A 20,061-nucleotide genomic window follows, 5' to 3' on the forward strand; every position below is an offset into this window, starting at 1 on the left:
AGGCCGCCTCAGGCGGCCGGTTGCATGGCTGCCCTCAGCAACATGCCGAACAGATCGCGTGGCTCGTCGGGGTCAGCCAGAAGGTCGAGTTCCTCATAGAGGCCGGTCACCTGCAACTGGTCGCGCACATAGCGCAGCGCCGAGAAATCCTCGATGGCGAAGCCGACTGAATCGAACAGCGTGATCTGCTTGGCGTCTCGGCGGCCTTGGGTCTTGGCGGCAATCACTTGCCAGAGCTCTGTCACCGGATGGTCGGGATCCAACTGCTGGATTTCGCCCTCTATGCGTGTTTGCGGTGGGAACTCGACGAAAATGTCGGAGCGCAGCAGGATGTCCCTGTGCAGTTCGGTCTTGCCGGGGCAGTCGCCGCCGACAGCGTTGATGTGGACGCCGGAGCCGACCATGTTGTCGGTGAGAATGGTGGCGCATTGCTTGTCGGCGGTGACGGTCGTGATGATCCCGGCGCCTTCAACCGCTTCCTGTCCAGTTGCGCAGATGGTGATGTCGAATCCCATGCCAGCCAGGTTCTTCGCGCATTTCAGCGAGGCGGACCGATCGATATCATAGAGCCTGAGCCGGTCGACGCGGGTCAGCGCCTTGAAGGCGATCGCCTGGAATTCCGACTGCGCGCCATTGCCGATGATGGCCATGGTGCGGGCGCCGCGCGGTGCCAGATATTTGGCCGCGACAGCGGATGTGGCGGCGGTGCGCAGCGCCGTCAGGATGGTCATTTCGGTGAGCAGCATAGGGTAGCCGCTGCCGACGTCGGCGAGGACGCCGAAGGCGGTGACCGTCTGCAGACCCTGGCGCATGTTCTTCGGGTGACCGTTGACATATTTGAAGCCATAGAGGCGCCCATCGCTGGTCGGCATCAGCTCGATGACGCCGTCATGGCTGTGCGAGGCGATGCGGGGCGTCTTGTCGAAAAGCTCCCAGCGACGGAAGTCTTCCTCGATGTAGCCGGCGAGCTCGGTCAGGAAGCGCTCGATGCCGATGGCAATCACCAGCTTCATCATGCGGTCGACGCTGACGAAGGGGACGATGTTCAGCTTGGCTGTGGTCATGATCAAAAGCTCCCGGAATGGCTGCGGGTCGGACGGTCCATAATGCGGCGCCCCATCAGGCTCGCCGTCAGGTCGACCATGAGCGTCGCGGTGCGGCCACGCTCGTCCAGAAAGGGATTCAACTCGACCAGGTCGAGGCTGGAGACGAGGCCGCTGTCGGACAGCATCTCCATCACCAGATGCGCCTCGCGGAACGTCGCGCCGCCGGGAACCGTGGTGCCGACTGCCGGTGCAATGGAGGGGTCGAGGAAGTCGACATCGAGACTGACATGCAGCAGCCCGTCTTCATCAGACACACGCGCCAGGAAGGCGCGCAGCAGCGGCGCGATGCCATGCTCGTCGATCGCGCGCATGTCATGCACAGTCACGCCCGCCCGGTTGAGCGCGCTGCGCTCGGCCGGGTCGACACTGCGTAGCCCCATGGTGCAGATACGCTTGGGATCGACCGCTGCCGGCAGATCCGGAAAATAGCCGCTGAAGCCCGGCTGGCCGCTGGCGTAGGCGAGCGGGACACCGTGCAGATTGCCGCTGGCGGTGGTGTCGAGTGTGTGGAAGTCCGGATGCGCGTCGAGCCACAGCACGAACAGCGGGCGACCGGCCTCTGTGGCGCGGCGGGCGAGGCCAGACACGGTCCCGGCAGATATCGAATGGTCGCCGCCGAGGAAGATCGGCATGGCGTCCGCACTCGCCGCGTAGGCGGCCTGGGCAATCGCGGATGTCCAAGCTGATATCTCGGGAAGGGCCTTCAGTGCCAAATTGCCGTGTACAATGCGTCTTGCCGGAGCTGCCTGAACGACGCCCATGTCCTCGACATCGTGGCCGAGGCCTGACAGCACCTCGACAAGTCCGGCGGTCCGCAGTGCACTCGGACCCATTTCGCATCCCATTCTGCCGGCGCCGTCCTGCACAGGCGCTCCGACGATTTTGCAACGCATTTGTTTTTCCTGCGGCCCAATTTCGAATGACCGCGAGCAGATCATTGCGAGCCGGCGATATGAACAGGCAGAATTGGCAATCCGAAAAGCATTGTTTATCGTAATGGCAGCGAAATTGATCAAAATGGTAGCCAAACATGGATGCACTGGACGAACGGCTCGTGACCTTGCTGCGCCATGACGCGCGGCGCAGCGTTTCGGATCTCGCCGTCGATCTCGGCGTCTCGCGCGCCACGGTCAGGGCACGCATGGAGCGGCTACAGCGATCTGGCGAGATCATCGGCTACACGGTGGTGCTGCGCGCCGACGCCGTCGATCAGCGTATCCGCGGTATCATGCTAATTGAGATTGAGGGCCATGCCGCCGACCGCGTGGTCCGGGCGCTGGGTGGTTTCCCTGAAGTCTCGACCATCCATACCACCAATGGCCGCTGGGATCTGGTGGTTGAACTCGGGACGGCCTCGCTGACTGATTTCGATGCGGTGCTACGACGCATCCGCCTCATAGCTGGCATAACGGGCAGCGAAACCAGCCTACTGCTGGCGACGCCACGCACGACGCGAGCACGACTGACCTAGAATCCAACCGAAACCTTACCGTCACGACTATTGCCGCTCGATAAAAAATGTCAGACCATGGATCGCTTTGGAGCGCTAGCTGCTTGGCTGAACTTCCAAGCGCCCAGCGTTCAAGAAACAGGCTCGTGGGATAGCAGGTTGACCAAGGCAAGGGAGTCCGCACGTGAGTGAGACATGAGCCCCTCGCGATCTGACCGACGGCCTGCAGATCAAAACGACAAACCCGATTACGTGTATTCGCTCCACGGGATCAGGACGAATGCTTTTTGGATGTCTCGCGTTAGCGAAATTGTGGCCCAAGAGACGGGCTTCAAAGTCGGATACCGCAATTACCTGCGCTTTGACCTCTTCATGTTCATCTTCAAGAACTTTTTCTACCACAAGCCGCTGAGACTGGTGGAGAGCGATCTGCGTGCGCTCCAGACCAATTATAGGGTGAGTGTAATCGCTCACAGCTTTGGGACTTGGCTTCTTTTGAAAGCCCTCACAGAGAATCGTGACTTGCAGCTTCACAACGTGATCCTCTGTGGCGCTGTGTTTCCGCGCGCGACTTCGTTCTGGCGGCAACTGACTAATGACTCGAAACAGATCAGTGGAGAAGTCCTGAACTTTTGCGGCGCTCGAGATCCGTTTCCGGCCTTGGCCGAACTGCTATCCAGGAACTTTGGCGCCTCCGGCGTAGTCGGCGCCGGCGATCCGATGGTCGAGGATTCTTATCATGACCTTACGCACAGTGGCTTTATGGAGGTGGATTTCTGCCGCGAATATTGGCTTCCCCTCCTGTTGTCGTCCCCTCGAACCAGATCACCAGCACATGTTGAACCCAGACCCTATGTCAAAGCCCTGCTGTGGATGTCTGCCCACAGAGGGGTGCTATTGATCGCCGCCGTTGCCGCCGTAGCGGCTTCATATTTTTTCCTGAGGTCGGAAGCCTCATGTGCGGTTCGACGCTGCTACGTGGACGTCGTTCGCATCTACAACTACGCAAACTCCGGCCGTGTCGTCGGACCTTTGCGGTATGTAAACGAGATCACCTTCTCGTATGCCTTCAATTACGACCTCAAGGATTTCGTTTTCAAGGCGGCCACCGATCGACGGCCAGAAGTGATCAGCTTTGTCGGTGAACAACTCACCAATCTTGACGGACAGGAAAGCTCGGAAACCGTAAAAACGGCGGATGGCATTGAGGACCGCAAGTACACAGCGTTTCACGTGCCCGCTCGCGATCGTCGTGCCTACTTTTCGGCCGAGTTCGCCAATGAGTACGATGTGCCGCCCGGGGGAGCCACCGTGTTTGCAGCGCGCGAAATACGGAACCTCCGCATACAGATATTGTTGCCAGCGGGTGTATCGCTCGTTCCCGTTTCCGGCACGTTTAGAGAGGGTGTACTCATTAACGGCGCGCCTGACCGCGAACGTGCAGCCCGCTGTACGTTCGCGACTGACGGTAGGCAGATAAACTGTAGCGATCTCGACCTTCCTGCTAACGTCGAGTTCTTCTATTGCTTTGCCGTAAAGGGTTGGAACTCGTCCGGCGAGATTTCACCCGCGCAGGTCGACAAATGCAAACAGGGGCTGCATTAGGTAAACTACCTCAGCTGCGGTCCTCCCTGGGGAGAACGTTAGCCGCAGGGATCGACTTGGATAACCTTGGTCATAGCCTTGCCTCCATTTCTCCACTTACAAATGTGGAGTAACAAGGAAAGTTGCAAGACAGACGTCAATATTTCACATGCAAGTTCGTCCAATCCCAGAATCCGTCCCACCTATCTGACAAATCTGGCTGAACAGCTTTCAGGCGGCGAGCGCCAACGCATAGCCATCGCGCGGGCCTTGCTGGTCAACCCGAAGCTGCTGATCTGCGACGAAATCCTGTCGGCACTCGACGTGTGTGTCCAGTCGCGCATCGTTGAGCTGCTCCAATCGTTGAAAAAACAGCATTCCGTTGCAATGCTGTTCATCTCGCACGATCTCGCTGTCGTCCAAGCTTGTCGACAAGGTGGTTGTGCTCTACCGAGGCTAACTCATGCCAGATGGCAGATACTGCCACCCTGCTCGAATCTCCTCTGCACCCTACACCCAATGCCTGAGGCGGCAAGCGATGTGATCGGTCCGCTCTTCAAACCGCATATACGCCGTCAGGCACCCCAACCTTTGCGACTTGGTGGCCCTCAAATATTGCAGGACAAGTGCGTTGCGGTTCTCCGTCCGGAATTGCGTGAAGCCAAAAAGACAGAGCGCTTTTGCGATTGCGAGAAAAAGTGGAAACGCTCGTGCATCCAGGCGAGCTGCGTCGCTCTGATGATGGGCACGCGCCAGTCCAAGGGGCCCGGGCCTCGAATCCGCTCGCCCATCACGATTGCCAAAACCGCGATCATCACGGGGATATGGCTGCTCGAAACAAACATGGGCACCAGCATCCAAGGCCAGCAACTGGCCAAGCACCATTTACCCAGGCCGGAACCGAAGGCAATACAATCGCGATCGGCTGTGAGCCCAAAAACGCCGATCCGTCGCAGCCGATGCGCCCGGTTCTGCGCTGCCTGGTGGAAAGGACTTGCGCTCCAGACCAGCGCGAGCACGGTCGCTGCGATGAATGCGGTCAAGGCACTGCCCGCCAGCAACCGGATTGTGAACGCGAGAGCCAGGAGAGGAATGCCAGCGAGGACCAACACCCCAAAATAGCCGAGAATAAAGGCTGCGGAGGCGCGCCATCGCCGTGTAGCGAGGCTTGATGCGCGGACATGCGACAAGGGCAACGCGATAAGCGGCGTCATCATCGCCGCAAGCATGGCCAGCCAGGCCAACACCAGTGACGACAGCGGATTGGTAGCAATTATGAAACGCAAGCTGCCGACGACGGCTTCAAATGTTGGGTCAGCTGCCGTGGTGCCGCAGAGCGACGGAAGATCGGCATGGAAATTCAACGTCGATGACGCCGCCATACCGGCCGCTGCTGCCAGCATGGGTCCTCTAAAAGGGGGGCTGAGCAGGCCACCCAGCAACACAAATCGCACGGGTCCACTCCTCACTGCATCGACAAAGAGCCACCGCCTTCTCAGTCTCGAAGCACGCTGACGCGATCGATTGTGACCGGATTGGCATCACCGCCAGAATGCACCGACACGATCTTCACACGCAGATGCTTGGGATCGAAGTCCTTCTGCTCGATCAGGCGTCGCGCCAGATCGGAGATATCGAAGATAAGCGTTATGCCGTTGCCGCCATGCTGCCCGTCGACTTTTGAAGCGCTAGCCAGTCCGAATAGGGCCGCGCTTCCTGCGACGCGATCCTGGGGCAGATCCGCTCCAGCGCCAGCCGGGGGGTTGATATAGGCTTGAATGCCGCCCGCAATGCTTGCGCCGCGGATATTCTCAAGCTTGAGAAAAAGGCGAGCGGGCGCCGACCTCTCAGGTGCGTTGGGACCCATGGCCACGATGACCGCCGAGCCCTCCTTGGATGCGATTGTCACGGCCGTTTCGACTGGAGCATCGCCAATAGATACCTTCTGGCCGTTGGCGCCGATGACAATAGGTTCAGTCATGCTCGTTGGTCCTTGCGCAACTCTGATAGCGCCGCCTGCTGACGGGGCCGGAACACCGGTACCCAAATGCAAATCGTCATATTCAGGGTAGAACTTGCCACCTGCAAGAGTATCTCGCGCCGCATAGTTTTCCAATCCTGAGCCGTCGACCGTCGGAACGGCAAAGGCGCGGTCGGATGGACCATCAAGCCATTGCTTTCCACTCTCCATCTTGACTCCGGGCGCGGTCATCCACGCGGCCCAGAGTCGATCAATGTTGCAGTGATGGAGCCAGAACAATGGGTCGAGGCCGGCCGTTTCGAATGCCGAGAGGAAGCCGTCGCCCGGATTGACCGGAAGCGCCCCACCGATAAGGACATGAACCGAACCATGCGGCGCGTTCTCAAGCTGCCCCCGCACGCCAGCTTCTGGATTGGAGAACAGCGTCTTGCTGCCTCCGAAGCTGACTGTCCCGGTGAAATCAGTTTCCTTCATTGCCGACAGATCGATGTCAGGAATGCCGAAGCCCGGCTCTGGGCCAATAACCGTCTGACCGTAGCGCGGAAGGTCTTCAAGCGGGTTTCGTGTGACGCCATCGGGAAGGTACTTGAGAAGGAAGGCCTCCGGTATCTTGCGCGCATTCGGATTTGTCGCGTCAAGATAATTCCAATAGGGCAGTTTCCAGCCAGCTGGCCCGCCAAGCGCGACGATGGTCGCCGCAATGATGTCCTCGAAGCGCGCGAGATAGCCGCGGTGCCAAGGGAGGAAATAGTAGGACGAATGTTGGCACTGGTTCCAGGCGATTAAGGTGTCACTGGCTGGAGGAAGCGCCGCATTTTTGTCGATGATTCCCAGCCCGATCCACATGTCGCGATCGAACTGATGCATCGCTGCAAGGTACCGCCAACTCGTCCGGTCGGTTACGTCGCGCGTCTTCAATTCAATGATGGCCTTGGCATACCAGAGGAAGGTGTCGTTCCAACCTGCTCCTAGTTTCCAGGCGTCCTCACGCTTGCCAGCCATTTTGCCCTCTTTTGGTTCTGTCACAGTTGAATTTCAACGCGGTCTCAATCAAGGTTTCCTCACCGCAATGAATGACGCCGTGTAGCCTGCGGGCGCGCCATTGTGCGGCTTGGCTCGGATCAGGGAACCAACCAGCGATGGCACTTGCTTGGTCCCGGAAGGCCATTTGTAGGCAAGGCATCCATTATAGTCGTATTCCCAACCATCGGTCTGACTGCCTGAGCGTCCGATGCCGACAATCGCGAATGAGACCGGAGTGTCAGCGCCGCCCGGTTTGATGATGCCGGTCAAATCGAGCCCGCCGCTGCCCCAATCGATGACCCCCTTAAATTCAGTCTCCGAGATCCTATCGAAGCGGAACTCTGCCTCTGCAAAAAAGAGGTCGAGCGCCTTCTGAGGGTCACCGTTCACCGGGTCCGGATTGTTGTGGAAACTCCGGTAGGTCCAGGTGCCCACGATATCTGAGGTTGACATGGCTTGAATTCCTTCTTTCCGGTCCGACCTTGCCGCCGGCACAACCGCGCCCGCGACGCCTCCCGTCTGACACATCGGCGCCAATGCACGCTTACCTGTTGATCGGGATGTCGCCGGCCGGATCCTTAATGAACCAGGCGAGTCCCTTAGTGATCAGCACTATGTTGCGTACCGGGGCACCGGACACGCCGGCAACCACAGTGAACATCTTGGTGTCCATGAAGTTGTGCGCGCCGCATGAGAAGTCGAAGGCAGCCTTGGGGCCGAGCGCAGCGAGGTCGAGGTCTTGCCGGACAGTAGCGGTGAATTTCGGCTTCGGCTCGGTATCGCAGACAGCCTCGGTGCCCACACAGGGAAAATCCTTGTCGAAATCGAGCAGTTTGAGCACTTGTGCAAACGGCACGTTTCCCGGGTTGTCTGTTTCGTTTGGGTCGCCGGGATCGCCAAACATCGCGCGGTGGATACCCGTTGGTTGCCAGGAAAGAGTGTCGCCGGGATGCAGCACAAGCGGGTCGGCCTGGGCGAACGCCGGGGGACCGAACAATGTTACGATAGGCAACGTCAGGCCGAAGATGGCGGCGGTCAGGGTCGAAACGTAACGCATCTCAGGATCTCCTTTTCATGAGTGGCTTGTGTTCAATGATGACGCGTCAATGACGCCTTCGGGATAACTCGCACCAGCTGCATCATGCCCCGATCCTCATGCTCAAGGATGTGGCAGTGCAGAACGAACGATCCGGTGAAATCATCGAACCTGTGCCGGATCTTCACGTAGCCCGGCGCCGTGACGCCGTTCTTCTTCCGCGGAATTGCGACGGTGTCCTGCCATGGCCGCGGTGTGGGCGGGATGTAGAGCCTATGCTCCTCCGGCATTCCTGGGTCGAATACCTCGATCACCTGGAACGGATTGACGTGGATATGGAATGGATGCGCTGCTGTATTCGTCGTGTTGACCAACTTCCACTCCTCGGTATCGCCCAGCACCATGGTGTGATCGTATCCACCGTCCGAGAACTCACGACCATCGATCAGAGGGCCCTTTGACGTTTCCGAGAATTTGATTGTGCGCACGATCGGCGGCTCGTCATCGGGGAGATCGGCGAGAAAACTTGGTCGCGGCGGAAATGACGCTTCTGTCGGAAGCGTCATCGCCATGGGCTCGCCGCTCACCACCAGTGTCAGCAATGGCTGAATGGACTGGTTGTCGACAGCGATCTCCAAGTCGAATATCGCGCTCTGTCCATCAACGGCCAGCGCAGGCGCCTGCACCAACAAGTCCACCCGGTTGCCTGGCGCAAAGTTTCGCAACGGGTAAAAGGTGTCCTGGAGCGGCCGGGTTGCATATGTCTTCGGGTCGAACTGCACGCCGTCTTGCGCTGTCTGTTTCCACGCAGGCAGTGGAGCGCTCGTCGTCTCGTCACGCGGCCGGAAATCGGTAATCTTGCACACCGCGTCCACGCTGCCATTGACCAGCCGCCACAACTGCACTTCGCCGGGGCGCATGCTGATTGTTGGCGTCGCCTGGCCGTTCACCATCAGGGACGGGATTTTGCCCGATTCCACCATGGTGGGTGGAAACTCGGCATATTGCTGGACGATCATGACCTGCTCGACGAGCCCCGGCAGCAGCACCCGCAGTTTGTCGTCGTAACTTTCACCTTCGACCACGAACACACCGGCCATGCCGTGGTACATGTTGATCGCCGTCGATCCGTGCACATGCGTGTGATACCAGTGCGTGCCAGGTGCCTGTCCGGCTACAGCCGGTGGCTGCGTGGTCGCTCCCTTGTGATGTGTCATGTCCATGGCTGGTTGGACAAACGGTGTGATCTGGAACGAAAACGGATGTGCACCAATCTCGAACTGCGGCCACATTCCGGCGGCAACCTGCTCTTTCACCAACGGCAGCAGCCGATTGGCTGTCGGCAGCGTGCCGGGCTCCCCCTTCCATGTTGCGCTGTCGTCATAAGCAGCAAGCATCTCTTCCTGTAGCGCCGTGAGATCGAGTGGAAGATCTCGCCAGTTCCGCGGCGGGTCGCCGCGCCGCGTGCGCTCGAAGATGGCATCGAAATCGCCACCGACCTCGTCCTCCTTGAGCTGCGGATTGGGACGAAGTTTAAGCAGCACGTTGTCGCCCAGCCCGTCCGGGGAAACGTGAAAGCCGTGGAAGTGGATGTTCGTCGTGCTCGAGCCGTGGAAGCAGTTCGGGAACACATCGCTGGATAAGGGGTAAATTGTGTCACCACCAAAGGACTTGGTAACCTCGCAACCGTCAGCTTTGCCGGTCTCGCCTCGGTCGATGCCGTCATCACCGAAAGCCGACACGTCGATGGCGTTGAAGAACTTGATCTCGACGAAATCGCCCACCCGTGCGCGCAGCGTGGGGCCAGGATTCATCGCCTCGCGATCGTCGGCCGGCGGCCACATGGCGCCGGTCAAAACGTCGCGACCCCAGAAGTGCCGAAGGACTATGCTTTCGGACTTGCCGGGAAGGCGCCGCGCGATGTTGCTGGTGCCCAGCACCGCTTGCAGGCGGCCGCCGGCACTGCCGATCTCGCCGATCTTGCGTAGGGATGGCCCCAGCGCCGGCTCTTGCGCGGCTGCCGGCGCAACAAACCCGCGCCGCAGCGTTAGGGCTGCGAGTGCGAGAACGCCGGTCGCTGCGCTGATCAAGAAGCGGCGGCGGCTCAGTCGTGCCGTTGTCGCCTCGAAGTCAACTCCAGGGCTCGACTGTCCCACGATGGCTCCTGCCCGGACCGTCATGGCCAATTGATCTCGATGACGCCGAGTTCCTGCGGGTCGCGTCCAGAGTGCATCGAGCAGGTATACTCGACCCGGGCCGGACCATCGCTGCCGGCGATCCTGAGAAGCGAGCTGACCTGTGGCACGTCAGGATCGAGGCAGCGGGGAATCCGTTGCGGGAACCATTGATCGTCCGCCCCCCCGACCGGCTTGATCCAGTGCCCGGCTTTCCGGTCAAAGTTTCGGAACACCACGACCTCGACCTCGTCGTCGGCCAGTATCAGCGACAGCACGGGTGGGTCAAACGAAATGAGATCTGTCGTTCGGCGAATGTCTACGGTCTTCAATTGCCACCCTCGCACATTGTTCCAGATGAATTTTCTGTCGCAGAACCGCTTGACGTCACAAATACAGCAACGACGATGGGAGTAATGAAGTTGAATGTTCGGCGCGTCCATTGTGCTAAATCTTCTCAAGCTCCGATGTGGCAAAAGCCACAAACGTGAGAGGCGATAGGCCACTAGAATTTCGGGTCGACAGGCCATTGCCTCCGCCGGCCTCAACAGATGGAGTTGGTATGCTCAGGATACAGGCTTCGCCGATCACCGATCTCGCCGGCCTTCGCGCGGCGCTGCAGCAGGCGATTCAGCTCGAGCATTCGACGATCCCACCCTATTTGTGTGCCCTGCTGACGCTGTCCGGAAACTCGGACGCGGTGCGGTACGCGCGGCGCCTTATCAGGGATATCGTCCTGGAGGAGATGCTGCATATGTCGTTGGCCTGCAACATCCTCAATGCCATCGGCGGTACGCCCGAGATCAATCGCCCGGGCCTGCAACCCATTTATCCCGGCCCGCTTCCGATGGGCATTGCCGGTGGTGTCGAGGTTCACCTGAAGCGCTACTCGCGTGCACTTGTCCGTGACGTATTCATGCAGATCGAGGAACCGGAGCTGCCGCTGGATATCCCGGTGCTCGGAGCACTGCCGCCCGATGCGGCGAGCGGACCACGCACAATCGGTGAATTCTACTCCGCGATTCGCCACGAGATCGTCCGTCAGACGGATGCCATCTTTACCGGAGATCCGGCCCGGCAGGTGACGACCGGTCGGTTCGACGCCAGCGAGGAGTTCGTCGTCAGCAATGTCGAAACGGCGCTGCGCGCCATCGAAACGATCGTCGAGCAGGGTGAGGGCACACCACAGTCGCCTTTTGACCTCCAGCAGGACATCGCACACTATTATCGGTTCCAGGAACTCGAAAAGGGCATGAAGCTGGTTGGTAATCCAGGGTCCCCGCTGAAGGTCGGCTTCGATCCGGCCCAGCCGCTGGTGATCGACGACGATGCCGATGTGATCAAGATGGTCGACAACCCGCAGCTCGTCGCGATTGACATTTCGGACGCCCAGGCGGTGCAGCTTTCGAACGAGTGCGACCGACTCTATTCAAGAATGCTGGACGAGCTGCAAATGGGCTTCTCGGGCGAGCCAGACAAGGTAGACACCGCCGTCGAGACCATGCAGGACTTCGCCGGGGTGGCACGCGACCTGCTAGCCCAGCAGCTTACAGCAGGACCGCAATCCGGACTTTTTGCGGGTCCGCGCTTCCGCTATTCCGCAGCCTAGTTCCGGCGGCACGCCAGTTTTTCATTTGCCGCCGCCGCGCGTCGAACGTTCTTCAGTATCCGCAGGGGCTTACACAGTTCACCGGCAAATAAAAGAGTGCGCGCCGTTGCCGGTCCACTGCCTAGGATCTGGCAGGTGTCAGCCAGCAGATTTTGTCTGAACCGGATAGATAGGTAACAGAATGGACCGATAGCATGGGTGACAGTTTTCTTGTCCGCCGGAGGACCGGCGATGGTTTGGCGAGAGACTGGGATCATGGACGAGCGGCTACGGTTTGTTGTGGACTGCCTTTCGGGTGAGGAAACGATGAGCGCGCTTTGTGCGGCCTACGGCATCTCGCGCAAGAGCGGTTGCAAATGGCTTGGGCGCTATCGGGAGTTTGGCGCAGAAGGTCTGCACGATCAGCCGCGAGCGCCGCTCAATCACGGCCGGGCGACGCCTTGGGATGTGGTGGAGCGGATCGTGGCTATGAAGGAGGCCCACCCGCTGTGGGGGCCCAAGAAGATCATGGCCAGGCTCAAGCGTGCGGAGCCTCGCTGCGGCGGTCTCGACAGCCGGTGAGATTCTGAAGCGGCATGGACTTGTGGGGCGTAAGCGCAGGCGCTGGAAGGCGGCAGGCAATGGTCCATGGCCGGAAGCTTTAGAGCCGAACGCGGTGTGGACCGGGGATCACAAGGGCTGGTTCCGGACCCGTGGCGGGTGGCGCTGTGAGCCCTTGACGGTGATGGATACATCGAGCCGCTACCTTCTGGCGCTCGAAGCAACGGGTTCGACGGCGGACGCCGAGGCCTGGCCGGTGTTTGAGCGGTTGTTTGAGGAGCATGGGCTGCCGGATCGGTTCAGAAGCGACAATGGCCCACCCTTCGCATCGCCCGGCGTCACCGGGTTGACGCCGCTTGCGGCGCGCTTCGTCAAACTCGGCATCGCCCTTGAGTGCATCCAGCCGGGCAAGCCGCAGCAGAACGGTCGCCATGAGCGCTTCCACCTGACCATGCTGCCGATGGCCAAGGCACCGGAGGCCGACAGGGCGGCTCAAGCTCAGGCGTTCGAGGCCTTCCGGTGCAGCTACAATGAGGAACGCCCGCACGAGGCACTTGGCATGGGCACCCCGGCACAGCATTACCGTCCCTCGACACGCCCCATGCCCAGGACGACACCCGAGCCGGACTATCCGGCCGAGGCGGCGATGCGCAGTGTACGCCAGAACGGCGCCATCAAATGGCAGGGCGCCGAGATCTACGTCTCGGCCACGCTGGCGGGCGAGCCTATTGCCATCGAAGAAACTGAGAACGGCGAATGGGCCATGCGCTTCTATGCCCATCCGCTCGGTTTCATCGACCAGAAGCACATGAAATTGGTTCGCCGAAGCGCCGCGCCAACCCAACCGCTTGGCGCTACGGCGAACCCTCCATAAGGGGAAAACTGTTACCTATGTATCCGGTTCAAACTGTTACCCATCTATCGGCTGGACAATTTGACGAGAGCCTCGGGAGACTCCGAGGCTGGTGTTGCAGCACGCCGCAGGACAGGCGATTGACAATACGCCGTTCGTATCAGAAGATCATAATATATTCGAATTCTTGGTGGAAATGTGGCTGCTGCGCCTCTCTTCAGGCGTGTCGCGTTACTCGCTCAACTCGCGGACAGCGAGTTGCAGGCGGTAGTTTCGAAGTGCGTCGTGTGCCGCGTACCCAAAGGTACGCAAATACTGTCGGCGAAGGACGATACTAAAGACTTGTTCTTTATTCTCGAGGGGCGAGCCCAGGTGAAGAACTACTCGCGGAACGGCCGAGAGTTGATCTATTCCGAAATAGGCAGCGGCGGGCTTTTTGGCGAATTCGCGGCCATTGACGGCATGCCCCGGGCGGCAGACGTGTGGGCGCTCGAAGACACGATCGTAGCGCGCCTTGGTTCGGCCGACCTACTGTTGCTGATGCGGGAACATTTCGTGCTGGCGCTGGAACTGCTGAAGTTACTCACGGCGAAGTCTCGGGCGTTGTCGGACGGGTTGCTACAGCGGATCGTGCTCAGCGCGCACAATCGCATGCACGTCGAGCTGGCGCGCTTGGCGGTCGACGGCCAGCACGCCGGAGCGAGCGCAATCATCAGCCCTGCGCCGACCCACTACGAGATCGCCGCAAGGGTCGGCTCGCACCGGGAGGCGGTGACAAAGGAACTCAACCGCTTGGAGGCCCAAGGTTATGTCCAGCTCGGACGTGGACAAATCGTCATCGTCGACGAGCAGCGGTTCCGAAGCGACCTCGTCGACGGGTTCTTGGTCTAGGTCGGACCAGACCAAGGTCGGGGCGGTTCTCGTGTCGCGGCGCTCGGCCGCAACCTTAGATGCTTCGGCAGCTCGAGAGCGGCCGCGCCGCAAGCTCGCCGTGCTTCTCTATGCCGATGCGGTCGGCTATTCTGCGGTGACAGCCGCCGACGAACTCGCAGCGCATCTCGCATTGATCGCGAGCTTCGAGCTCTTCGCCGGTACATTCGGACGTCACGGCGGAGTAGTCATCTATCATCCGGGTGACGCAGTCCTTGCCGAGTTCTCGACGGTGGCGGGCGCGGTTGTCGCGGCTGAGGAGGTGCAGACGGTCCTCGCCGCATCGAGGGCCTCCGCCGCCGGCAGCCTGGAGTTCAGGATCGGCGTCAATCTGGGCGACACTATCTTCGACCACAACAATGTCTATGGCGACGGCGTCAATATTGCCGAGCGCATCCAACGGTTGGCCGAACCGGGGGGCGTGTGCATCTCGGAAGCCGTCTACTCGACGCTCGGAGAACTGTGGCAGCGCCGCTTCGCCTATCTGGGTGAAAAGAATCTCAAGAATATGAGCCGGCCTGTGGGGGTCTACCGCCTGAAGGCGACGGCGCAGGACGCAGCCCCGACCGAATCCGAAGCAAAGCGCTTCCTTGCGGTTGCCACGTTCAAGATGTCGATGCAGGCGGGCTCTGGCGGACTCGATGCCGAGGATGCCCGCCGCGCGGCGATCACGTTTGACAGGATGCTGCGCAAAAGTGTCACCGCCAAAGGTGGGACGATCGTCGGGCATGCCGGCGACAGACACATCACTGCTTTCGGCATCGAGCCGACGCAGGAAAGTGTAATCTTGGCTTCGGTCGCTGCCGCGCTGGATTTCAACCGCGCCGTCGGCGATCCGGCCGTAGGACTGTCGCCCTTGGTCAGCTGCCACGTCGGCATCGACTGCGGCCTCGCACTCGTCGAAGGCGAGCCGGGTTCTAGCGAAAAGGGCGTCTACGGGCCAGTGGTGGCGAATTCACTCTGGCTGGCAGAGCGGTCGGGCGACGGCGGCGTCTACATGACCGCGGACGTGTTCAATGCCGTAGCCGAATGGTTCGACGCCATCAGGATCGACGCCGGCCCGGACGGGGCCGTGCCGATATGGCAGGCGATTGGCGAGTGTGGTCGGCCCGGGGCCAACCGCATCGGCTTTGTCGGCCGGCTGGTGGAACTCCTGCAACTGCGCAGCATGCTGACGGCCGTGCTGTCGGCTGGACGCGGCTGCGTCGTCAGGATCGTCGGCGAGGCCGGCATTGGCAAGACGCGGCTCGCCGAAGAAGTAGCCAACGGCGCGAACTGGCGCTCGATCCGCATGGAGTTCGACGATTTCGAGGCCCGTTCGGCATCGCTCTCCTTCGCCGGATCGTTCGTCCTTGAGCTAATTAGGGCGAACGGGCTGAAGACCACGAGCGTCGAGATGCTGGTTGCCGAGTTGCAGCGTCAAGGCTGGCTGGAGAAAAAGAACCTGGCCTTCTTCTACGATCTGCTCAACGCGGCCGTTCCGATCCAACTCATGGGGCAGCATTCGCTGTTGGACGAGCAGGCGCGTAAGCTGGGCAAGCAGGCGGTAGCGCTGGATCTCGTGGTGAAGCTGTCGCGCCGCGCGCCTTTGGTCATCATCGTTGACAATGCCGAACAGGCTGACCATCTCCAGCTGTCATTCATCAGTGATCTCGGCGAGATTGCGGCCGCCCATCCGGTCGCGGTGCTGCTCACGTCGCGCGTTGCCAGCCTTCCGGCGACCGTAGACGTATCAGGCCGGTCCGTTCCACAGGGGCTGGTACTGCCTCTCGGATCGCTGGCTTATGACGAATGCAGGCAGATAGCGGAGCAGTTTCAGGCCTTGGACGCGCCGATGATCGATGACTGCATCCAGCGCTCCGGTGGCAACCCGCTGTTCCTCGTCCAACTGCTGCAGCATCACGACACGTCGACCGGTCGCGTGATTCCGGCCACCATCATGGACGCGATCGATTCGCGGCTGGCCAACCTGTCGCGCCGCGACAATGCGGCGCTCCAGGCGCTGGCGGTGGCTGGGCCGCGCGCGGCCACCGAAATGCTGGCCTTCCTGCTCGGCGAGCCCGCCTACGATCCGCGCAGCCTGGTGCAGGGTGGACTGATCCGGATGGTCGACGACGCCTGGACCTTCAATCATCCACTCATTCGAGAAGTCGCCTACGCCTCGATCACGACCTCGCGGCGGCGCGACCTACATCTGGGCGCCGCCGAATGGTTCGCCGACAAGGACGCTCTGCTGGAAGCGGAACATCTCGAAAAGGCGGGCGACGAGCGTGCCGGCGAGGCCTTCTACCGCGCTGGCGACCTGCAACTGGATCGTCTGCGCTACGAAGAGGCGCTGGCGATGGCGGAGCGGGGCCTGCTCTGGAGCCGCTCCGGACGGCTCAGGGGCGACCTGCTCGCTCTGAAAGCACAGGTTCTGCTGGCGACGGGCCTCACGGCGAGCGCGACCTCGGTCGCCAGCGAAGCGGTGGCGCTGCTCGACGAAGCCGACGATCACAAGGCGGTCAAGGCCCGGCTGGTGCTGGCAAAATGCTGTCTGGCGCTCGACCACTATGACGACGCGCTGGCCGCGCTGGAGCGTGCGGAAGAGACGGCGAACCGCGGTGACTTCGCGGCCGAACTGGCGCAGGTCCACTACCTGAAAGGCAGCGTCTATTTCCCGCAGGGAAGGATCGAAGAATGCTACCGCCGGCAGCGAGCAGCACAGGAGATCGCACGCAAGGCCAATTCCGCCGAGATCGAGGTCCTGGCGCTCAGCGGTCTCGGCGATGCCGAATATGCGCGCGGCCGCATGCGCAGTGCTTATGACCTGTTCCGCCAGTGCGTCGAGATGTCTGACGCTCGCGGTTGGCGCCGCCGCGCGGCCGAGAATCATCATATGGTCGCGACGGCCGCCCACTATTTCGTGCGGCTGAACGAAGCGCTGCAAGAAGGCTATGCGGCACTGGAGCGCGCCGAGGAGATCGCCCATCACCGCGCCAGGCTCTGCTGCCACTCATTCCTCAGCGTCATCCTGTTCGACCTCGGTCAGCTCGATCAGGTCAGGTTCCATGTTGAGCAGGCCCAAGGGCTCGCTCGCGAACTCAACGCGCGCCGCTTCGAGCCACTCAACCTCACCTATCTCGCCAAGGCGTATCGGCTTTCGGGCGAACCCGCGCAGGCACGATCGGTCATAGCGTCCGCCTTGGCGATCAGCGAAGAAGTTGGCACGTCTTACAACGGCGCTCGCGTGCTAGGGGAGGCGGCGCTCAACGAACCCGTCACGAGGCACCGGAAAGCGATCCTTGCCAAGGGCGAAGCGCTGCTTGCTACTGGCTGCATCGGTTCGAACCACCTCTGGTTCTATCGCGACGCCATCGATGCCAGTCTCGAAGACGACGACACGACCGAAGCGCTGCGCTTTGCGACCGCGCTCAAGCGCTACACCGCCCATGAGCCGATGGTTTGGGCGGATGCAGTCGTTCGGCGATGTGAGCATTTAGCTGCCGTTCGCCGCGGCAGCGGCGCAGCGTTCGACGACATAGGCGATGTGTTCTCGACCTTCGGTTATCGGTCGTTCGCGACCGGCTTTGCCGTGCTCGGGTCGACGCCTTTGGTCAAGTGACGCGCTCTATCGCGGCGGAACCGGCCTGCTGTTAGGCCCGCATGCCGCCGGCGATCCATTTGTCGAACAGGTCGATGTCGGACTGCGGCCAAGCCCCGTCGCACGGCATCGATCCGGCGCGAATTTCGCCGCCGATCGCTTCAATGTTGGACCTCACGTCCTCGTAGACGTCCAGGCGCCATCCGGCGACCGACTTCATCGCATTGACGTCCTTCGGCCGGAAGAGCGGCTTTATTTCCGTTTCGAAACTCGGTGCCAGCATGGCGTCGATTGTCCGGCTCGGTGCCGCAGCGACACCCTGTCCGGTGGCGAGGTTGTGCATCTTGGACGTTGCGTCGAAGCTGGCGATCTTAGAGTTGGAGACGGCGAACACGCGCACACCGCGCAGCGGCAGTCCCGGCCCCCAGTAGTTGGCGAGGTCGATGCCATCAAGCACGGCCTCGGCGCTGATCGGACGTAGCACCGGCAGGACGATCGAACCGGCGACCGGCCGTCTGGCGGTAAAGTCGAACTCCTGGATGCCGTCGGCTGGCGGCGTTAGATAGATATATTGCGACAGCTCGCCACTACTCCAGCCGCTGGTGGTCACCCGCCCGAGGCAGATGATCAGCAGTGAGGGTGGATTGCTCTTGAGCAACGTGGTCTCGATCTCATCGACGGCGTAGATCTTGCTGGTGCTCATGAGTCCGTTCCCTTGGCTTCCGTTGATGGCTTGCGGTGCGCGACGATGCTGGTGGAGAAATCGTCAGCTGTCAGGCGGACGATGAAGGCGCCGGCGCCGAGGTCTCTGCCGGCATCGTCGGTGAAGTCCCATCGGATCGAGCGCGCTCCCGGCAGGGGATCTGTCTCGTCGACAAGTAGGCGAACGCGTCGGCCGAACCGCTCCCAAATGCGGACATGGAACGTCTTGGCGCCTTCCGGGATATCCGCGGCGAACCGTACCGAGTCCTCGTCGGCAGGCTCTGCCTTGCGCAGGCCGGCCGTGCTTGCGACAGGCGGGAGCGGCAAGTCGGAGAGCTTATAGACGGTGTCGCCGGACGCATAGGCGACCACAGGCGGTGAACCGATGAAGCGGAAGCGGTTCAGCCGGAAGCCGGCTTCGTTGGCGTCGATCCAGTTGCGTCCGCCGTCCTCCGTCATGCTGGTGAAGCCACCGGCGAAATCGAGATCGCCCCAGCCGCCGACCCAGCCAAGATTCTCATTGAGGAAGCCGATGCCCTCGAGGTTGGAGTTGCGCTGGCGATCGTTGATGCGCAGTCGGCGCCAGGTTGCCCCGCGGTCGTCGCTGCGTAGGATCGCACCGTCGAGGAAGTTCTCGCATGAGACCAAGAGCGTGCGCTCGTTGAGTTTTTGGAACTTCCAGCCCCATTCACCGCGCGGCAACTCGCCATTCCTGGCATTCGTTGCGACGACATTGACCCATGATTCGCCGCCGTCCTGGGTGAAGAATATCCCGGGCACCACATCCGCTCGTTTGGGAGGGCGCCCGGGATGACCGACATCGTCCACCCCGCCGACCACCCATCCGAGCTCGGGTGTGTCGAAAAAGATGTCGACCAGCAGCGTCGCGCCCGGGACCTGGAGGGAATCCCAGGTCGCGCCGCCGTCTCGCGTGCGCAATACACCCGTCGGCTCGTTCGGATAGTTGGTGCCGGCCGCGAAGACGACGCCCGGCGCAGGAGAGCAAAGACCACAGATGCGCCCAGGAGATGTCGCCGGCAGGTTTCCCACCGGCGCCCAGCTTTCTCCGCCATCGCGTGTTGAGATCAGGCGCGGAGTGGGCTCCAGAGTTCCGACCCACCCAGTGCCCGAATCGGAGAACGCCATGCACCGCAGGTAGTTCTCCGCAAAGTGCGCCTGCCGCACCCAACTCTCCCCGCCGTCGACGGTCTTCAGGATGTTGCCGTCGGCATTGACGGCCCACCCGACCGAGCCATCGGCGAACCAGATGTCGTCCGTGCGGCTGGCGGTAGCTAGTTTCGTCGGCCGCCATGTCAGAGGCATTTCAATCACTCCCTGCCCAAGCAGCGCCCGCGGGCGAGAAACTTTCGGGCGAGTTTGCCGGCTTCCGGTCAGGGCGACTGTGGGAAATGCCACCTTGATGCATTTTCAGCGCGCCACGTGAGGGTGGGTGCGCCTGTCCTTCACGATGAAAGTCGGCCCCAACACAA

16 protein-coding genes and 2 pseudogenes are annotated in these 20,061 nt (G+C 61.2%); 7 read left to right on the plus strand and 11 right to left on the minus strand.

The features are described from left to right. Window positions 1-8 precede the first annotated feature (8 nt). Window positions 9-1,064 carry an ornithine cyclodeaminase gene (gene ocd, locus AC56QX_RS23110; protein ID WP_497110821.1) on the minus strand — a complete coding sequence of 352 codons (1,056 nt, stop codon included), beginning with the start codon at window positions 1,062-1,064 and terminating at the stop codon, window positions 9-11. Between the two features lie 2 nt (window positions 1,065-1,066). Beyond that, entirely contained in the window at window positions 1,067-1,999 is a 933-nt protein-coding gene (gene rocF / locus AC56QX_RS23115; protein ID WP_497110822.1) for an arginase, read from the minus strand. Window positions 2,000-2,136: 137 nt separating this feature from the next. Between rocF and AC56QX_RS23120 the strand changes: the two genes are divergently transcribed. From AC56QX_RS23120 to AC56QX_RS23130, 3 genes and pseudogenes are all read left to right on the plus strand, one after another. Then, window positions 2,137-2,577: an Lrp/AsnC family transcriptional regulator gene (locus AC56QX_RS23120; RefSeq protein ID WP_023760289.1), complete on the plus strand. Its 441-nt coding sequence runs from the start codon at window positions 2,137-2,139 to the stop codon at window positions 2,575-2,577. 270 nt (window positions 2,578-2,847) lie between these two features. Next, on the plus strand, window positions 2,848-4,161 hold the full coding sequence (locus AC56QX_RS23125; protein WP_497110823.1) for an alpha/beta hydrolase family protein: 1,314 nt from the start codon (window positions 2,848-2,850) through the stop codon (window positions 4,159-4,161). A 102-nt stretch (window positions 4,162-4,263) separates the two neighbouring features. Next, window positions 4,264-4,389, plus strand: a pseudogene (locus AC56QX_RS23130) (hypothetical protein); the annotation flags it as partial. Here AC56QX_RS23130 and AC56QX_RS23135 read toward each other — a convergent pair. The 7 genes from AC56QX_RS23135 to AC56QX_RS23165 all read right to left on the minus strand — a co-directional run bounded on the left by AC56QX_RS23135 (window position 4,372) and on the right by AC56QX_RS23165 (window position 10,797). Beyond that, on the minus strand, window positions 4,372-4,563 hold the full coding sequence (locus AC56QX_RS23135; protein WP_497110824.1) for a hypothetical protein: 192 nt from the start codon (window positions 4,561-4,563) through the stop codon (window positions 4,372-4,374). The pseudogene AC56QX_RS23130 and the gene AC56QX_RS23135 overlap by 18 nt on opposite strands. Before the next feature lie 185 nt (window positions 4,564-4,748). Then, window positions 4,749-5,543, minus strand: coding sequence for a copper chaperone (locus tag AC56QX_RS23140; protein WP_497110825.1), 795 nt, complete (start codon window positions 5,541-5,543; stop codon window positions 4,749-4,751). 92 nt (window positions 5,544-5,635) lie between these two features. Continuing rightward, complete coding sequence (locus AC56QX_RS23145; protein WP_497110826.1) at window positions 5,636-7,123, minus strand: tyrosinase family protein; 1,488 nt, start codon at window positions 7,121-7,123, stop codon at window positions 5,636-5,638. Window positions 7,124-7,171: 48 nt separating this feature from the next. Further along, a complete protein-coding gene (locus AC56QX_RS23150) occupies window positions 7,172-7,597 on the minus strand; it encodes a hypothetical protein (RefSeq protein ID WP_497110827.1) in 426 nt (141 codons plus the stop codon). Between the two features lie 91 nt (window positions 7,598-7,688). Further along, entirely contained in the window at window positions 7,689-8,201 is a 513-nt protein-coding gene (locus tag AC56QX_RS23155; protein WP_497110828.1) for a hypothetical protein, read from the minus strand. 32 nt (window positions 8,202-8,233) lie between these two features. Further along, window positions 8,234-10,360, minus strand: a complete 2,127-nt coding sequence (locus AC56QX_RS23160) for a multicopper oxidase domain-containing protein (protein WP_497117848.1) — start codon at window positions 10,358-10,360, stop codon at window positions 8,234-8,236. After that, window positions 10,357-10,797 (minus strand): hypothetical protein, encoded by a 441-nt coding sequence (locus AC56QX_RS23165; RefSeq protein WP_497110830.1) that lies wholly within the window; start codon window positions 10,795-10,797, stop codon window positions 10,357-10,359. The genes AC56QX_RS23160 and AC56QX_RS23165 overlap by 4 nt, the downstream gene beginning before the upstream one ends. Before the next feature lie 119 nt (window positions 10,798-10,916). Between AC56QX_RS23165 and AC56QX_RS23170 the strand changes: the two genes are divergently transcribed. The 4 genes and pseudogenes from AC56QX_RS23170 (at window position 10,917) to AC56QX_RS23185 (ending at window position 17,890) form a co-directional block, all read left to right on the plus strand. Next, window positions 10,917-11,963: a ferritin-like domain-containing protein gene (locus AC56QX_RS23170; RefSeq protein WP_497110831.1), complete on the plus strand. Its 1,047-nt coding sequence runs from the start codon at window positions 10,917-10,919 to the stop codon at window positions 11,961-11,963. 231 nt (window positions 11,964-12,194) lie between these two features. Then, window positions 12,195-13,377, plus strand: a pseudogene (locus AC56QX_RS23175) (integrase core domain-containing protein). A gap of 321 nt (window positions 13,378-13,698) precedes the next feature. Beyond that, window positions 13,699-14,247, plus strand: coding sequence for a Crp/Fnr family transcriptional regulator (locus tag AC56QX_RS23180; protein ID WP_497110833.1), 549 nt, complete (start codon window positions 13,699-13,701; stop codon window positions 14,245-14,247). 31 nt (window positions 14,248-14,278) lie between these two features. Next, complete coding sequence (locus AC56QX_RS23185) at window positions 14,279-17,890, plus strand: AAA family ATPase (protein ID WP_497110834.1); 3,612 nt, start codon at window positions 14,279-14,281, stop codon at window positions 17,888-17,890. 31 nt (window positions 17,891-17,921) lie between these two features. Here AC56QX_RS23185 and AC56QX_RS23190 read toward each other — a convergent pair whose 3' ends face one another. Beyond that, window positions 17,922-18,572 (minus strand): hypothetical protein, encoded by a 651-nt coding sequence (locus AC56QX_RS23190; protein WP_497110835.1) that lies wholly within the window; start codon window positions 18,570-18,572, stop codon window positions 17,922-17,924. Further along, the gene (locus AC56QX_RS23195; RefSeq protein WP_497110837.1) at window positions 18,569-19,987 is read right to left on the minus strand and encodes a WD40/YVTN/BNR-like repeat-containing protein; all 1,419 of its coding nucleotides are present in this window, start codon (window positions 19,985-19,987) and stop codon (window positions 18,569-18,571) included. Before AC56QX_RS23195 ends, AC56QX_RS23190 begins: the two co-directional genes overlap by 4 nt. Window positions 19,988-20,061: the final 74 nt, after the last annotated feature.

The sequence above is a fragment of the Mesorhizobium sp. RCAM 06353 genome, assembly GCF_059683585.1.

What these genes read in the sequence shown, in the direction of transcription:
- AC56QX_RS23140 (WP_497110825.1), bottom strand. Translation starts at nt 5,543, where the DNA reads ATGCTGGCAGCAGCGGCCGGTATGGCGGCGTCATCGACGTTGAATTTC.
- AC56QX_RS23190 (WP_497110835.1), bottom strand. Translation starts at nt 18,572, where the DNA reads ATGAGCACCAGCAAGATCTACGCCGTCGATGAGATCGAGACCACGTTG.
- AC56QX_RS23165 (WP_497110830.1), bottom strand. Translation starts at nt 10,797, where the DNA reads ATGGACGCGCCGAACATTCAACTTCATTACTCCCATCGTCGTTGCTGT.
- AC56QX_RS23170 (WP_497110831.1), top strand. Translation starts at nt 10,917, where the DNA reads ATGCTCAGGATACAGGCTTCGCCGATCACCGATCTCGCCGGCCTTCGC.
- AC56QX_RS23150 (WP_497110827.1), bottom strand. Translation starts at nt 7,597, where the DNA reads ATGTCAACCTCAGATATCGTGGGCACCTGGACCTACCGGAGTTTCCAC.
- AC56QX_RS23155 (WP_497110828.1), bottom strand. Translation starts at nt 8,201, where the DNA reads ATGCGTTACGTTTCGACCCTGACCGCCGCCATCTTCGGCCTGACGTTG.
- AC56QX_RS23160 (WP_497117848.1), bottom strand. Translation starts at nt 10,360, where the DNA reads ATGACGGTCCGGGCAGGAGCCATCGTGGGACAGTCGAGCCCTGGAGTT.
- AC56QX_RS23125 (WP_497110823.1), top strand. Translation starts at nt 2,848, where the DNA reads ATGTCTCGCGTTAGCGAAATTGTGGCCCAAGAGACGGGCTTCAAAGTC.
- AC56QX_RS23145 (WP_497110826.1), bottom strand. Translation starts at nt 7,123, where the DNA reads ATGGCTGGCAAGCGTGAGGACGCCTGGAAACTAGGAGCAGGTTGGAAC.
- ocd (WP_497110821.1), bottom strand. Translation starts at nt 1,064, where the DNA reads ATGACCACAGCCAAGCTGAACATCGTCCCCTTCGTCAGCGTCGACCGC.
- AC56QX_RS23120 (WP_023760289.1), top strand. Translation starts at nt 2,137, where the DNA reads ATGGATGCACTGGACGAACGGCTCGTGACCTTGCTGCGCCATGACGCG.
- rocF (WP_497110822.1), bottom strand. Translation starts at nt 1,999, where the DNA reads ATGCGTTGCAAAATCGTCGGAGCGCCTGTGCAGGACGGCGCCGGCAGA.